This is a genomic window from Type-C symbiont of Plautia stali, assembly GCF_059730935.1.
Window position 1 is genome coordinate 1,909,231 of the sequence record NZ_AP035923.1, and the last position, 12,726, is coordinate 1,921,956.

18 protein-coding genes are annotated in these 12,726 nt (G+C 53.0%); 10 read left to right on the forward strand and 8 right to left on the reverse strand.

Annotation, left to right across the window (positions count from 1 at the left end; translation table 11 throughout):
- Nucleotides 1-42: 42 nt before the first annotated feature.
- A complete protein-coding gene (locus tag AC6I7J_RS08915; RefSeq protein ID WP_498007175.1) occupies nt 43-2,106 on the forward strand; it encodes a prolyl oligopeptidase family serine peptidase in 2,064 nt (687 codons plus the stop codon).
- Here AC6I7J_RS08915 and exoX read toward each other — a convergent pair.
- Nucleotides 2,100-2,768 carry an exodeoxyribonuclease X gene (gene exoX, locus AC6I7J_RS08920; protein WP_021509985.1) on the reverse strand — a complete coding sequence of 223 codons (669 nt, stop codon included), beginning with the start codon at nt 2,766-2,768 and terminating at the stop codon, nt 2,100-2,102. The genes AC6I7J_RS08915 and exoX overlap by 7 nt on opposite strands.
- Before the next feature lie 3 nt (nt 2,769-2,771).
- The gene (locus tag AC6I7J_RS08925; RefSeq protein ID WP_010616356.1) at nt 2,772-3,002 is read right to left on the reverse strand and encodes a DNA polymerase III subunit theta; all 231 of its coding nucleotides are present in this window, start codon (nt 3,000-3,002) and stop codon (nt 2,772-2,774) included.
- Between the two features lie 153 nt (nt 3,003-3,155).
- Here AC6I7J_RS08925 and yobA point away from each other — a divergent pair, with 153 nt between their 5' ends.
- Genes yobA through AC6I7J_RS08940 form a run of 3 tightly spaced genes read left to right on the forward strand, consistent with a single transcriptional unit; the run spans nt 3,156 to nt 4,790 of the window.
- A complete protein-coding gene (yobA, locus tag AC6I7J_RS08930) occupies nt 3,156-3,533 on the forward strand; it encodes a CopC domain-containing protein YobA (protein WP_498007176.1) in 378 nt (125 codons plus the stop codon).
- Entirely contained in the window at nt 3,533-4,414 is an 882-nt protein-coding gene (copD, locus tag AC6I7J_RS08935; RefSeq protein ID WP_264251640.1) for a copper homeostasis membrane protein CopD, read from the forward strand. The genes yobA and copD overlap by 1 nt, the downstream gene beginning before the upstream one ends.
- 28 nt (nt 4,415-4,442) lie before the next feature.
- Nucleotides 4,443-4,790, forward strand: a complete 348-nt coding sequence (locus AC6I7J_RS08940; protein ID WP_031280196.1) for a YebY family protein — start codon at nt 4,443-4,445, stop codon at nt 4,788-4,790.
- 470 nt (nt 4,791-5,260) lie between these two features.
- Here the strand turns inward: AC6I7J_RS08940 and AC6I7J_RS08945 are convergent, their stop codons facing one another.
- Nucleotides 5,261-5,485, reverse strand: coding sequence for a hypothetical protein (locus tag AC6I7J_RS08945; RefSeq protein WP_132462390.1), 225 nt, complete (start codon nt 5,483-5,485; stop codon nt 5,261-5,263).
- 340 nt (nt 5,486-5,825) lie between these two features.
- Here AC6I7J_RS08945 and AC6I7J_RS08950 point away from each other — a divergent pair, with 340 nt between their 5' ends.
- The 4 genes from AC6I7J_RS08950 (at nt 5,826) to ymcF (ending at nt 8,106) form a co-directional block, all read left to right on the forward strand.
- A complete protein-coding gene (locus tag AC6I7J_RS08950; RefSeq protein WP_132462392.1) occupies nt 5,826-6,140 on the forward strand; it encodes a hypothetical protein in 315 nt (104 codons plus the stop codon).
- Nucleotides 6,141-6,595: 455 nt separating this feature from the next.
- Nucleotides 6,596-7,225, forward strand: a complete 630-nt coding sequence (locus AC6I7J_RS08955) for a hypothetical protein (protein WP_211724383.1) — start codon at nt 6,596-6,598, stop codon at nt 7,223-7,225.
- A gap of 498 nt (nt 7,226-7,723) precedes the next feature.
- On the forward strand, nt 7,724-7,936 hold the full coding sequence (cspE, locus tag AC6I7J_RS08960) for a transcription antiterminator/RNA stability regulator CspE (protein ID WP_021510003.1): 213 nt from the start codon (nt 7,724-7,726) through the stop codon (nt 7,934-7,936).
- 20 nt (nt 7,937-7,956) lie between these two features.
- The gene (gene ymcF / locus AC6I7J_RS08965) at nt 7,957-8,106 is read left to right on the forward strand and encodes a cold shock small protein YmcF (RefSeq protein WP_223815600.1); all 150 of its coding nucleotides are present in this window, start codon (nt 7,957-7,959) and stop codon (nt 8,104-8,106) included.
- Between the two features lie 451 nt (nt 8,107-8,557).
- Here ymcF and AC6I7J_RS08970 read toward each other — a convergent pair whose 3' ends face one another.
- The 3 genes from AC6I7J_RS08970 to AC6I7J_RS08980 all read right to left on the reverse strand — a co-directional run bounded on the left by AC6I7J_RS08970 (nt 8,558) and on the right by AC6I7J_RS08980 (nt 9,496).
- Nucleotides 8,558-8,728, reverse strand: a complete 171-nt coding sequence (locus AC6I7J_RS08970) for a hypothetical protein (protein ID WP_058774586.1) — start codon at nt 8,726-8,728, stop codon at nt 8,558-8,560.
- Nucleotides 8,729-8,797: 69 nt separating this feature from the next.
- The gene (locus AC6I7J_RS08975) at nt 8,798-9,190 is read right to left on the reverse strand and encodes a YgiW/YdeI family stress tolerance OB fold protein (RefSeq protein ID WP_058757753.1); all 393 of its coding nucleotides are present in this window, start codon (nt 9,188-9,190) and stop codon (nt 8,798-8,800) included.
- Between the two features lie 75 nt (nt 9,191-9,265).
- Nucleotides 9,266-9,496, reverse strand: coding sequence for a hypothetical protein (locus AC6I7J_RS08980; RefSeq protein ID WP_058781840.1), 231 nt, complete (start codon nt 9,494-9,496; stop codon nt 9,266-9,268).
- A 388-nt stretch (nt 9,497-9,884) separates the two neighbouring features.
- On the opposite strand from AC6I7J_RS08980, the gene AC6I7J_RS08985 reads away from it, so the two are divergent.
- Nucleotides 9,885-10,055 (forward strand): hypothetical protein, encoded by a 171-nt coding sequence (locus AC6I7J_RS08985; RefSeq protein ID WP_021510008.1) that lies wholly within the window; start codon nt 9,885-9,887, stop codon nt 10,053-10,055.
- Nucleotides 10,056-10,098: 43 nt separating this feature from the next.
- On the opposite strand, the gene AC6I7J_RS08990 is transcribed toward AC6I7J_RS08985, so the two are convergent.
- Together AC6I7J_RS08990 and AC6I7J_RS08995 are read right to left on the reverse strand one after the other, a co-directional pair.
- Nucleotides 10,099-10,860 (reverse strand): hypothetical protein, encoded by a 762-nt coding sequence (locus tag AC6I7J_RS08990; protein WP_021510009.1) that lies wholly within the window; start codon nt 10,858-10,860, stop codon nt 10,099-10,101.
- Between the two features lie 232 nt (nt 10,861-11,092).
- The gene (locus AC6I7J_RS08995) at nt 11,093-11,824 is read right to left on the reverse strand and encodes a class I SAM-dependent methyltransferase (protein ID WP_260640142.1); all 732 of its coding nucleotides are present in this window, start codon (nt 11,822-11,824) and stop codon (nt 11,093-11,095) included.
- A gap of 251 nt (nt 11,825-12,075) precedes the next feature.
- Here AC6I7J_RS08995 and AC6I7J_RS09000 point away from each other — a divergent pair, with 251 nt between their 5' ends.
- Nucleotides 12,076-12,723, forward strand: a complete 648-nt coding sequence (locus AC6I7J_RS09000) for a metallophosphoesterase (protein WP_498007219.1) — start codon at nt 12,076-12,078, stop codon at nt 12,721-12,723.
- Nucleotides 12,724-12,726 lie beyond the last annotated feature (3 nt).

The following is a 12,726-nucleotide window of genomic DNA, read 5'->3' on the forward strand; positions in this document are numbered from 1 at the left end:
GCCACGCTTGCAGGATGTCGTCTTTCAGGGAGAAACTCTGTAATGAATCAGCCGCAAGCGAAAAAAATCCCCCACCACATGACGTTACACGGCGAAACGCGCACCGATAACTATTTCTGGCTGCGTGATGATGACCGGCAAAACCCCGAGGTACTGGCTTATCTGGAGGCGGAAAACCGCTACGGTAAAGCAATGATGGCTTCTCAGGATGCGCTGCAGGATCGGGTACTGAAAGAGATCATCGATCGGCTACCGGCGCAGGACCACTCGGTACCGTACATTAAACGCGGCTATCGCTACCAGAGCCGTTACGAAGCCGGCAATGAGTACGCGGCCTATTTCCGCCAGCCGGTGGATGCGCCCGCCGACCAGCCGTGGCAACTGCTGCTGGATGGCAACCAGCGCGCCGCGCACAGTGACTTTTACACCATGGGCACGCTGGATATCAGCCCGGATAACCAGGTGATGGCGCTGGCGGAAGATTTTTTATCGCGCCGCCAGTACGGCATCCGCTTTCGTAATCTCAACAGCGGCAGCTGGTATCCGGAGGTGCTGCGCGACGCGTCCTCCAGCGTGGCGTGGGCCAACGACTCACGCACCCTCTACTACGTACGCAAGCATCCGAAAACGCTGCTGGCTTATCAGGTGTGGCGTCACGAACTGGGGCATCCGCAGTCGGAAGATCAGCTGGTGTATGAAGAGCAGGATGAGTCTTTCCACCTCAGCGTGCATAAAACCACCTCGGAACACTTCATCCTGATCGCGCTGTTCAGCACAACTACCAGTGAAATTCTGCTGATTGACGCGGAATATCCGGACGCACAGCCGCAGGTGTTTTGTCCGCGGCGGCGCGATCATGAATACAGCATCGATCACTACGATCACCAGTTCTTCATTCGCTCCAACCGCGACGGCAAAAATTTCGGCCTGTACCGCAGCGCGTGGCTGGCTGAAGATCGCTGGCAAACCCTGATTCCGCCGCGCGACCACGTAGTGATGGAAGATTTCCAGCTGTTTCGTAACTGGCTGGTGGTCGAAGAGCGCCAGCGCGGAGTAAATACCCTGCGCCAGATTAACTGGGCCAGCGGCGAGAGTTACGGTATTGCCTTTGACGATCCGGCCTATGTCACCTGGCTGGCCTACAACCCCACGCCGGAAAGTGACACGCTGCGTTACGGCTACTCGTCGATGACGACGCCGACCACGCTGTTCGAACTGAACATGGAGACCGGCGAGCGGCGCATTCTCAAGCAAACCCCGGTGCCGGGCTTTGACTCTGCCGACTACAAAAGTGAACACCTGTGGATCACGGTGCGCGACGGCACGGAAGTGCCGGTCTCACTGGTTTATCACCGTAAACACTTTCAGCGCGGCGCCAATCCGCTGCTGGCGTACGGCTACGGCGCGTATGGCAGCAGCATGGAGGCCAGCTTCGGCACCAGCCGCATCAGTTTGCTGGAGCGCGGTTTCATCTACGCGATTATCCACGTGCGCGGCGGCGGCGAGCTGGGCCAGCAGTGGTATGACGATGGCCGGCTGCAACATAAAATGAACAGCTTCACCGACTTCATTGATGTCACTGAAGCGCTGGTAGCGAAAGGCTACGGTAACCCGCAGCAGCTGTACGCCATGGGCGGCAGTGCCGGGGGCTTGCTGATGGGCGGTGTGCTGAATATGGCGCCGCAGCTGTTTCACGGCGTGATCGCTCAGGTGCCGTTTGTCGATGTGGTCACGACCATGCTCGATCCGTCGATTCCGCTGACTACCGGTGAATATGATGAGTGGGGCAATCCGGAGCAGGCGGAATTCTATCGCTACATCCGCCAGTACAGCCCGTATGACAACGTGACGGCGCAGGCGTATCCGCACCTGCTGGTGACGACCGGGCTGCACGATTCGCAGGTACAGTACTGGGAGCCGGCGAAGTGGGTGGCAAAGCTGCGTGAGCTGCGCACCAACGATGCGCTGCTGTTACTCTGCACCGATATGGATTCCGGCCACGGCGGCAAATCAGGACGTTATAAATCCTATGAAGGCGTGGCGCAGGAGTTCACTTTCCTGATCGCCCTGGCGCAGGGCACGCTGCCGCCGCGCAGCGATTACTGAGTGTCCTTAACGTATTTGCGCAGCGTCTGCCGCAGCGGCGCGCGCAAATCACGTACGTTTTCCAGTACCCAGCGCAAATAGCCCGGATCTTTACGCGCGATGCTGCCGATGCTCTGACCGCGATACTTACCAAACGGGAACACCTCGTCGCTGACCGGCGCCGGCTGGCAGCGACTCACCATCTCGCTGGCGCTCCAGCCGGAGGTTTCCATAATGCGGATCAGCAGCGCGGCGGTGACGTAACAATCGTACAGCGCGCGGTGCGCGTGCAGATCATCCGGCGGCGACACCTCGAGTTTGAGGCTGTGGCGCAGCGCCTGATTACCGTATTTAATGCCCGGCCACAGCTGGCGCGCCAGCGTCATGGTGCAGATCCATTCGCCCGGCATCGTCGGCAGCATGCGCCGGTCAAAGCTGGCGTTATGCGCCACATAGTGCGGGCTACCGTGATAGCGGCCAATCGCCTCTTCGATGGTCGGCTTGCCCACCACCATGGCTTCAGTGATGCGGTGCACCGCCATCGCCTGACGACTGATGGGCCGGTCCGGGCAGATCAGATCGCTCATCGGATTGACGATCTGGCCGTCAATGACATCCACCGACGCCACTTCCACCACGCCGCCCTGCAGGCCACAGGTTTCCGTATCGATTACGCGTAACATAAATTATTTCTGCTTAGGTTCGTAGGGCAGGCGGGAGAGGCTGAGCGATGCCTGTCGATAGGCCATCAGGCGCTGACGGAACCAGTCGCGCAGCGCTTCCGGCTGCTCGCGCTCCACCATCTCGGCGATCACCGGCATGTTGTAGCGCTCTTTAAACGCCACGCCAGCGGCGGCGAGATCGACGTTTACTTTATCTTTCTCTTCCTGCGACAGCAGGGCAAGGTTTTGGCTCATGCTTTTCTCCTGATAAACAGGGGCAAAAATAATGGTTTCGCCCTGCTGGATCAAGGGAATTGGATCGCACCGCAAGTCTCGACAGCCTAAAAGCAGCGGCGTATCCTGCTGCCACATTTGCGGCGCAGTGCCGCAGTTAAAAGGGAAGACGTGATGATGAAAACTGCATCCAGGCGCGTTATCGCGCTACTGCTGGCGGGCGCGACGCTGGGCTTCAGCCAGCTGGCTCTGGCACATGCCCACCTGAAAGCCCCGGTGCCGGCGGATAACGCCGTGGTGGAGCACGCGCCGCAGCAACTCACCCTGACATTTACCGAAGGTATTGAACCGGCATTCAGCGGCGTTGAAATGACCAACGCGCAGCAGCAGCCGGTGGCGCTGGAGAAAGCCCAGCTGAATCCGCAGCAGCACGATCAGCTGATTGTGCCGATCGCCCAGCCGCTGGCATCGGGCCAGTATCAGGTCAACTGGCACGTGCTGTCAGTGGACGGCCACAAAACCAAAGGTAGCTACAGCTTTAGCGTGAAGTAATGAGTCTTAGCGCGTTCTGGATCGGCCTGCGGGTGCTGCATTTTCTGGCTCTGTTTCTGCTGACCGGCAGTGCCTTTTATACCGCGCTGCTGGCGCCGGCGCGCTACCGACCGGTGCTGACACAGCGCTGGCGGCGGCTGATGGGATACAGCGCCGTGCTGAGTTTACTCAGTGCGCTGTTGATGCTGGCGGCGCAGACCGGGCTGATGAGCGGCGACTGGCGCAGTATCGCCAGCATTGACGTCTGGCTGGCGGTGCTGGGCACGCGCTTCGGCGCGGTGTGGCGCTGGGTTATCCTGTTTGCCCTGCTCAGCACGCTGGCGCTGCGCCTGCGCGGTAATCTGCGCCAGCAGGCGTTACTGACGACTGCGCTGTTGCAGCTGGTGGCACTGGCGGGCGTCGGCCATGCGGCGATGCGCGATGGCATGCCGGGACTGCTGCAGCAGGGGAATCATGCGCTGCACCTGATCGCGGCCGCCTTCTGGGCCGGTGGTCTGCTGCCGCTACTGCTGTTGATGCGCGAGGCGCGTAACATTGCCTGGCGAACCGATGCCATTCGCAGCATGATGCGCTTTTCACGCTATGGTCATCTGGCCGTGGCGCTGGCGATTGTTACCGGCACGGTCAACAGCCTGCTGATTGCCGGCACGCCGCTCAACTGGACCGCCACGCTGTGGAGCGAGCTGCTGGTGAGCAAAGCGTTGCTGGTGGCACTGATGGTGCTGATTGCGCTGCTTAATCGCTATCTGCTGGTGCCGCGTTTTCGCCTGGCCGCCAGCCGGGCACCGAAACTTTTTATCCGTCTGACGCAGCTCGAGCTGCTGCTGGCGTTGATTGTTATCGGGCTGGTGAGCGTGTTTGCCACGCTTTCGCCGGCCTGAATCTGTTAAAAGATGAGATGAGGTCGAGATTTTGCTGAAGAAACTGATTCCAGCTGGGTTACTGATGGCGTTGTGCAGCCAGGCGTTCGCCGGGCAGATTATCACCGTCAGCCGTTTTGAAATTGGCAAAGATAAGTGGCCGTTCACCCGTGAAGAGGTGATGCTGACCTGCGAGAAAGATGGCGCGCTGTTTGCCATCAACCCCAGTACGCTGCTGCAGTATCCGCTTAATGATAAAGCGCTGGCGCGCGGCAATGCCGGGCAGGGCACATTGCAATCCATCGATACCATCCTTGCCGCTGATAAAGCGCATCCGGGACAAAAAATGAGCCTGCAGCCGATCGTCGATCGCGCGCAGCAGTTGTGCGGTAAATAACCCCTGCATTTTCAGGCGTAGCGCACATTTTTGCCGCTGCGCCTGCCAGCCGTTAGTGCCAGCCCGATCACAGAGTTGGCAGCTTTTGCCGGCGGCGAAGCCCGCTGGCTGGAAAATCACCGATGCTGGTCTACCTTTAAAAGGCAAGGCGTCCTCGCCTGCAAAAATGCCAACTTTTAGCGCACGGCTCTCAACGAGCCATTTCCCTGGACCCGATACAGGAATCGTATTGGGTCTTTTTTTATCTGTATGTTATTAAAGGATATTTTTCAGGCTTGTGCGAAGATGTCCGAAAATTTTCCGAAATATTCATACTCAGGTTAAATCATCACGTATTCCTGACCGCGTCAATCCCGATACTTTTTGGTCCTGGACATGTTCTTATAGCCTGGCAACCTTTGCGCAAATTTTCCCTAATTCTCCGCTGCGTATAAGCGGCATGTATTTCACTGACACCAGACTCTTAGACGCTACTTATCGCTCCTGAATGCCAACCACTCTGCCCAGCAATTTTCAGGGTCTATATCCCGATAGCCGCGGCTCTCCGCCATCGCCAAAGCAGTTTCACTATCCAGACTGATAGCTGTCGCATCGTCTCTGATGCTATTTACTTCATCCTCAGTCAGTGGGCTGCCTTTCTCACTCTCACTGCTAAGTAGAAGCGTGATAAGCGGGGGAACAAAAATTATGCTCATTTATACGCATCCTTATGATAAACCAGACTGCCGCCATGCGGGAACTACAGAGCGATGTTACTGTATTACTGCAGAAATTCTTTGGAAAATTCATGAAGCTCTGCCAGTTGTTGCTTCTCAGCTTCATGTGGTATGGAACAGCACGTTCATCCGCTCTTCGAACGCTACGCCCGACGCTACTAAATCCATGTTGAAGTTTCTCAATATTCTTAGCTGCGTGCTGCAAGGTCGTGAAGCATAAATGATATTATTACAAAAAGTGCACATTATTTCATTTTTTCTTGTAAATCTTAGCGCATGTATAGATTATTAACCCTCTTAAATTTGAAAAGGACTTAAAATGGCGAAGTATTCTGTGGTTTCTTATGTTGTTAAGATTGAAGCTGATGAAAAAAATATGGAAAGAGTTTTTCTGGATGCCGAGCTAATCAACTCAGGTGGCAACACGAAGATGTATTCATACTGGATGGTTGATGATACTCGCGCATCTATACAGAGCATCTACGAAGATGTTCAGAAAGGGTTTGACTACGCTATCAAGAATTTTGGTAAAATTGAGATAAGTGAGTTTGAGGAGAGAATCTACTTATTTTTTGGTTTCCCATCGGTTTCCGGCAAGGTGAATCGACAGTATACAGGTAAGCGGATTAAATAATCATTGGTGAGGGGGTTCTTACCCCTTCTATGACTAGTCATTCTTTCTCAGGCGCCTTTTCTCATGAATATGTATAGATAACCCACACATTTACGATTCGTCAGAGTCCCGGGCCGAAACTCCAGCTTCCGTCTCGTGGAGAATACTGATGATATGTTCGACGAAAATCGCTTCTTCATGTGGATGTCCTGATGTGACTTATGAAGGCATTACTAACATAGCGGTGTATCGATCGATGGGGAGCAGGTTAAAAGCGGTTTTCGAGACAATGATGTTAAGAGATTCCATGGTGAGTAGGTAGAGGGTTACACCCATTTGTCTATTAAATTCAAGAGATCCAGGCTTGATCGGTTTGTAGGGTATATTATCATTCATAAGGCAGGGGAGATTATAGAACCTTACGAATGGACTACCGTGATGGAAGCAAGAAAACCTGTTATAAGAGGATAAGTCGCATGTCTGAAATACTTGAAACATTTGTCAAAGTGATATTGCCAATTATTTTGGCTTTGGTGGCAGTGCTTTCTTTTTTTAAAGAAATGTTTTTAACTAAACGACGCATTTTTGAGGAAAGAGAAAAGCTAAGTAAACTCAGTTATGATCTCTATAAAATTACTGAGGATGAAGAACTAAAGCGGCTTTCTATTGAATATGGCTATGCTGCAATCACTAAAGAGAGCTTTCTTAGTCTGCAGCAAAGAAGAGCTTTAGTTAGAAGTGAAAATCCTACTAGAGATATTGACTTGTTTGTAAAGTGTAGAGGGCTGCTTGATATTAAAACCGAGCCACTATCATTTGTTTGGAAGAAGAGAAAATACGCAAATAAATTTTATTTTGTAATCTCAATCTCTGCTAAGATAGCTCTGTACACAATCGGGGTGTTAATGTTTTTTTCGCCGCTAATTTACGGTGCATTACTGCCTGAATTTATTTTAGAGAAAATGAGTAATTTTTCAGCATTGGCAAAAATCGGTATGGCGTTATACGCATTGTCCGCAGGGGCATTTCTAGCGTATGTAAATCTTTCTGCCGCTGCAAGGCTGATCGACTCCTCGAAGCTCATCAAACGTCACACAGTGGATTAGAGACCATAAGGTGGTGGTGAAATCTCGTCCGCAGCAGCCTTGAATTTTACGGGGCCATTTCATTACCGCCAATTATAATAATTCATTAAAAAATAATGATAGGAGCCGAAAGGTCTTTTTCCTCTTTTTTGGCTTGTTCTTTACAAGGTTGAATGGCAGCCATGACCGCAAGAAAATGATTATTTTTAAAGCCTGATGTTTCAAAAAGGGAAACAGTGAATAAATTTAACCACTTAAAATTTTAAACGCGGCGCAGTCACCGCTTCGTCATACCCGGAATTTATCAATAAATTTTATTACCCCTTGTGTTTATCCGCCAGACGTGCGTTAATGCATCTCCGGTCTGATAAGCAGACAGTCCCATAGTTAGTTCGTTTTGTATCTCTCATCTGTGTTAGTGCCTTTCCTGTGCCTTTCTCTTTGAGTTTTATCTCAGGTTCTGATGTGTCGCTGCGGTTCAGCCTCTAATGCCATATGGCTCATTATCAAGGTATAAACATGTCAAATAAAATGCTCGGTACAGTAAAATGGTTCAACGCTGAGAAAGGTTTCGGCTTCATTTCTCCGGAAGACGGCAGCAAAGACGTTTTCGTCCATTTCTCTGCCATTCAGGGAACTGACTTCCGTTCACTCGATGACGGTCAGAAAGTTGAATTCTCTGTGGAAAACGGCCCTAAAGGTCCGTCAGCTGTTAACGTTACAGGTCTCTGATTATTACAGTAATTAATGCTATGAGATGCCCACAATGTCAGGGCTCTCAATATCGCCAGTCCGTTTTTGACAGGAACAGGCAAAATCCACTCGGCGCAAAATGTATTTTTTGTAAGTCGATTATGATTGCCATCGCCTCGTCGTTGTATGTGATGAAAGAAGCGAATTAATTCAGTTGTGTTATCATGTGGCGAAATAAATTAATAACCACATCTGATGACTAACGCAGCGAGTACCCTATTATTGGTCACCTTCGGGTGGCCTTTTTTGTTTATCGCGTTAGCCGAGGGCAGGCGATAAGCAAAGCGTTAACCCATAACTAATTTACTTCTTACGCTTAATTCACAGATGCGTGATAAACCCGCCGGGCTGAAGGATAACGCAACTAAAATAGTTATTACCCAATGTGGGGTATGGAGGTGCTTATGTCAGAACGACCCGATGATGTCACTCCGCTGCCTGATGATGCGCAGGTGCCCGGCGAAGAGCCGCTTGATGACGATGATGACACCGGCGAAGACGATGGGCAGAAACCGATCTAGGTGATAAACCTCCTGCGGGAGGTTTTTTTCCTCTGAACCCGGTTTCTTTATTGAGTGATACTGCTGCGTTCTTCTGCGGTCAGGCCTGCGGCTGACCTACCGGCCCTTTACTCATTGGACCGCCGGGCACCGGTTGTTCTGCAGGGACATTAGGGCGTCCGTCCGGGCCAATTGGCCGTTCAGGTTGCTGACAGCCAGCCAGCGCGGTCAGGGTGGAGAGGATTAACAGACTGGCAAACAGGCTCTTCATGCGATGATTTCCTGCGAATGGAAAGATAACGTCCGCCGCACACGCGACGGCGGACCGGACAATAATGCATTAAGGTTCTTCGATACGTGCAACATCGACGCGGGTATTTTCGCCCCGGCCATATACTTTGCCGCTCACCCGGACCTGATCCTCGGCGTTATAGGTTTTGCCTTTGAAGGTATCGGCTGCAGCCTTAATGGTCACGGTGCCGGTGCTGTCGCGGAATTGATAATTATCACCGCTTAACTTTTTAACGATATAGCCTTCCAGCGTGACATAGCCGCCCTGACGAAAATCCCGAATCTGTTCGATATGCGTCTGGCCGGTGTCTTCAGAGCCTTTATAACCGGCGTCCTGTTGTTTCTGCGGTGGCGGGGTTTTACCGCCCTCAAAGCCGCCCTGTTCAGCGATAGCGCCCAGACTAAACACCATCAGCAGTGACGCCAGTACCGTTTTTTTCATCATAATCATTCCCTCTTGATTGCAACATTCCACAATGACTTAAGCCTGGCACAGGATCGCGCATCCCGGGAGCCGTTACGCTGAATCGTTATTGAGCACGCTGGCCGGAATGTCGATGCGATCGCCCAGCGACCAGCGTTTCTGCCCCAGCACGCGCTGCGGCGTGGTGTCCGGTACGTTGAAATAGTAACCGGCGGCGCCGTTATCGTCGGGCTGCGCTTTGAACAGCGTGTCCGGACGGATGCCCATCTCATTGAGGTCGTCGTCGCTTAACGCAAGGTAGGTGGCTAATGCAGACTGGCTCATGGCTTTCCTCCTGTCTTATGGGTACGTATTCAGTTAAGCATCGATTGGTATTTATGCCATCGGCTGCGCTTAATGCAGGCGGTGATGATTTGACGAACGCCAGATGCTGTTCTTGACTGAGTCGTACAGGCATTAAATTGAGGTCGCTACCATGACTGAGCTATTCCATATTATTTCCGTCGGTACCCTTGTCGCCGGACTTTATTTGCTCAATTAGCGCATTTAATAAGCGCGATAACATTGCGTGAGATAATACGTAAGTGACGTTGTCACCTGCGTGGTGCGTTATCATGCTGCGCGCAACGCAGCGGATATTTGCAGCAGCCAGCCACAGCGAAAAATGGTATAACAGGGCGCATTGATTGATGGCCGCTTAACAGGATTTCGCATGGCAGCAAATACACACTATCTTCTCTGGGTAATGATTGGCACGCTCACCATTCTGAGCATTTTTATCGGCGCGATTGTCGGTCAGGCCAAAACGCCGCGCACCGGATTGCTGACCTTTGCCGGTTTGTTTATCGGTTTTATGCTGGCGATCTTTTTAATCACGCGTTAGCCGGGGATTCGTCATAGCGAATCTATGATTTTCAGCTGCGCCGTTACCAACTGCTGCCGTTGCGAATATGGCCCCAGCGCGGGGTGATATTCTGCTCCAGCTGATATATCAGCGCCAGAATCAGATTGAGGTTATAGCGGGTCACCTCATTATGTTGCGTGATACAGGGTGATGACGATTCAATCAGATTGAAATTACTGTATTTTTCCAGCAGCCCGAGGTGTGGTAACACTTCCTGCTCGCGCTGATGATCGGCCAGAGCAGTAAACAGATAAATATTTTTCTGCGTCTGGCGATCGCGTCGCAGGGCATTGGGCAGATATTTATTTAGCAACGCGACCGCAGCCGGGCTTATCTCACCCATCATGGCTTTACCCACACTGGGCCAAATCTGGCTTGCATAGTCACCGAGAAAAAACTGCGGTACTGCAGTAATAATGTTTCTGATGTTGTGGCGGATACCAAAGTAGAGCGCGGCACTGCCGCCTTTCGACGCGCCGAGAATGGTCACGTCAGAAGGTTGGGTTAGCTCAATCACCGCCCGGATGAGCTGGCTGACGCCGTGCTCGATGTTGAACTGAAGATTGTTACACAGGTAATACGCTGGCAAACCGTTGAAATCGTCTTTGATCCATAACACGGCTGCGCGGGTGTGCTCCAGCAAAGTAAAATCATACACGGTAGGATCGGGCAGGTTAAACCCGGACATGACAATCAACAGATGCTGATTATCCAGACTGGCCGGTTTATAGCGGTAGTGCACATCCAGGCCATTCAGATAGTTAAAGGTGTAGTCAGTGATCATGCGGGCTCCTGTGGGATTCAGCAGACAGAAGCGACACAAACGCAACGGGCATTAACAGCGCGCCAGATCAATAGTTGAGAATGATAGTTAATATCATTTAACTTGTTCGGAATAATCTTAAGCGTTACAGTAGGTGCCGTCCCTTACAGAGCTAACACCTTGATTGAGTGCCGGAGATAAGCGCCGGGGGGAATTTTCACAGGGCTGCAGGATGCAGCCACTGCTGAAAACCTTACAGCGGCCTGCGCGCCGCCAGCAAAAACAGCATCGGACGCTCGCGCTCCTCGTCCAGCGCCGGATTCTCCGCTACCTGCTGTACATCCGGACCCCACTCATCCAGCCGTTCAATCACCAGACCGGCGGCAATCAGCGCGTTTATCCACGTTGCCAGCTTGCGGTGCTGCTTCTTCACGCCAGCGGCAAACCAGTTGCTGACCCGTTCCCCTTCCTGCTGATACTGATTGACTGGCCAGCTGCGCTGCCCGGCATCATCAATGAACCACTCCTGCTGACGCGGAGCGGTATAAATTGGGTGCTCGCATGAAAACACCAGCGCGCCGCCGGGACGTAACGCATGAAAGATCGTGGCAAACAGGGCGTCGATATGGCTGAGATAGTGCAGCGCCAGCGAACTGTACACCACATCAAAGGTGCTGCTGAGCTGCAGGGTTTCGAGATCAGCGCGCTGATAAGTGATGCCGGGCCGATCGGTCATGGCAGCGGCCTGCGCCAGCATTTTTTCTGACACATCCAGCCCCACAACTTCACGCGCGCCTTGCTGCTGCGCGTAACGACAAAACCAGCCGTAGCCGCAGCCCAAATCCAGCACGCGCTGGTCACGCAGCTCAGGCAGCATTGCCCGCAGCGCGGGCCACTCGGGCGCGCCGTCCAGTCCGTTGACCGAACGCGGCAGGGTGGCGTAGCCAGCAAAAAATTCGGGGTTATCGTAGATATTCTGACTCATGGCGACTCCTTTCAGTAAGACGCAAAGGAGTGTAAGCGTTTAGCGCGGCATGAAACACCGCTCAGCCAACAAAAAGCAGATGCACCAGGCGCGCGAGCGACTCCAGCAGCAGCAGGCTGCCAATAAAAATCATCACGAGGATGCCAACAAACTGTTTCCGACTGCTCACGCTGATGCCTCCGCGGCTACCCCTCACCGGACTATACTTTATGCCGGGTTTACTAAACTTCCAGTCAACCGGGGCAGATTACATGTTTTATCAGACGCTGCGTGCAAATAACTGGCGCAATATTTGGGTGGTCGGTGATTTGCACGGCTGCCGCGCGCAGCTTGATGCGCAGCTGATGCGGCAGGGCTTTGATCGGCAACAGGATCTGCTGCTATCGGTCGGGGATTTAATCGACCGCGGGCCGGACAGCCTTGGCTGTCTGCAACTGCTGGAAGAGCCTTGGTTCCGCTGCGTGCGCGGTAATCACGAGCAGATGGCGCTCGATGCGCTGCAGGGCGACGATCCGATGCTGTGGATGATGAACGGCGGGGACTGGTTCTGGCAGCTGAGCGGTGCGCGGCTGATTGCCGCGCGTCATGCGCTGAAGCGCTGTGCCGAACTGCCGCTGATTTTACATCTGCAATTCGAGGAGCGCGTCATCGTCATTGCTCATGCTGACTATCCTGCCAGTGCCTATGCACTGGGACAGGATGTCGACTGGCATCAGGTCGTCTGGAGCCGCGACCGGCTCGCTCGCCATCAGCGCGGCCGTTCGCAGCCGATCGCCGGTGCCAGTGCGTTCTACTTTGGCCATACGCCGCTGGAGCAGCCGCTTAACGCCGCGAATCAGCATTATATTGATACCGGCGCGGTATTTGGCAACCGGCTGACGCTGGTGCAGTTGCAGTAATGC

Bases quoted from the DNA above. Each gene is read 5' to 3' on its own strand.
- AC6I7J_RS08915 (WP_498007175.1), top strand. From the start codon at position 43: ATGAATCAGCCGCAAGCGAAAAAAATCCCCCACCACATGACGTTACAC.
- exoX (WP_021509985.1), bottom strand. From the start codon at position 2,768: ATGTTACGCGTAATCGATACGGAAACCTGTGGCCTGCAGGGCGGCGTG.
- AC6I7J_RS08925 (WP_010616356.1), bottom strand. From the start codon at position 3,002: ATGAGCCAAAACCTTGCCCTGCTGTCGCAGGAAGAGAAAGATAAAGTA.
- yobA (WP_498007176.1), top strand. From the start codon at position 3,156: ATGATGAAAACTGCATCCAGGCGCGTTATCGCGCTACTGCTGGCGGGC.
- copD (WP_264251640.1), top strand. From the start codon at position 3,533: ATGAGTCTTAGCGCGTTCTGGATCGGCCTGCGGGTGCTGCATTTTCTG.
- AC6I7J_RS08945 (WP_132462390.1), bottom strand. From the start codon at position 5,485: ATGAGCATAATTTTTGTTCCCCCGCTTATCACGCTTCTACTTAGCAGT.
- AC6I7J_RS08950 (WP_132462392.1), top strand. From the start codon at position 5,826: ATGGCGAAGTATTCTGTGGTTTCTTATGTTGTTAAGATTGAAGCTGAT.
- AC6I7J_RS08955 (WP_211724383.1), top strand. From the start codon at position 6,596: ATGTCTGAAATACTTGAAACATTTGTCAAAGTGATATTGCCAATTATT.
- cspE (WP_021510003.1), top strand. From the start codon at position 7,724: ATGTCAAATAAAATGCTCGGTACAGTAAAATGGTTCAACGCTGAGAAA.
- ymcF (WP_223815600.1), top strand. From the start codon at position 7,957: ATGAGATGCCCACAATGTCAGGGCTCTCAATATCGCCAGTCCGTTTTT.
- AC6I7J_RS08970 (WP_058774586.1), bottom strand. From the start codon at position 8,728: ATGAAGAGCCTGTTTGCCAGTCTGTTAATCCTCTCCACCCTGACCGCG.
- AC6I7J_RS08975 (WP_058757753.1), bottom strand. From the start codon at position 9,190: ATGAAAAAAACGGTACTGGCGTCACTGCTGATGGTGTTTAGTCTGGGC.
- AC6I7J_RS08980 (WP_058781840.1), bottom strand. From the start codon at position 9,496: ATGAGCCAGTCTGCATTAGCCACCTACCTTGCGTTAAGCGACGACGAC.
- AC6I7J_RS08985 (WP_021510008.1), top strand. From the start codon at position 9,885: ATGGCAGCAAATACACACTATCTTCTCTGGGTAATGATTGGCACGCTC.
- AC6I7J_RS08990 (WP_021510009.1), bottom strand. From the start codon at position 10,860: ATGATCACTGACTACACCTTTAACTATCTGAATGGCCTGGATGTGCAC.
- AC6I7J_RS08995 (WP_260640142.1), bottom strand. From the start codon at position 11,824: ATGAGTCAGAATATCTACGATAACCCCGAATTTTTTGCTGGCTACGCC.
- AC6I7J_RS09000 (WP_498007219.1), top strand. From the start codon at position 12,076: ATGTTTTATCAGACGCTGCGTGCAAATAACTGGCGCAATATTTGGGTG.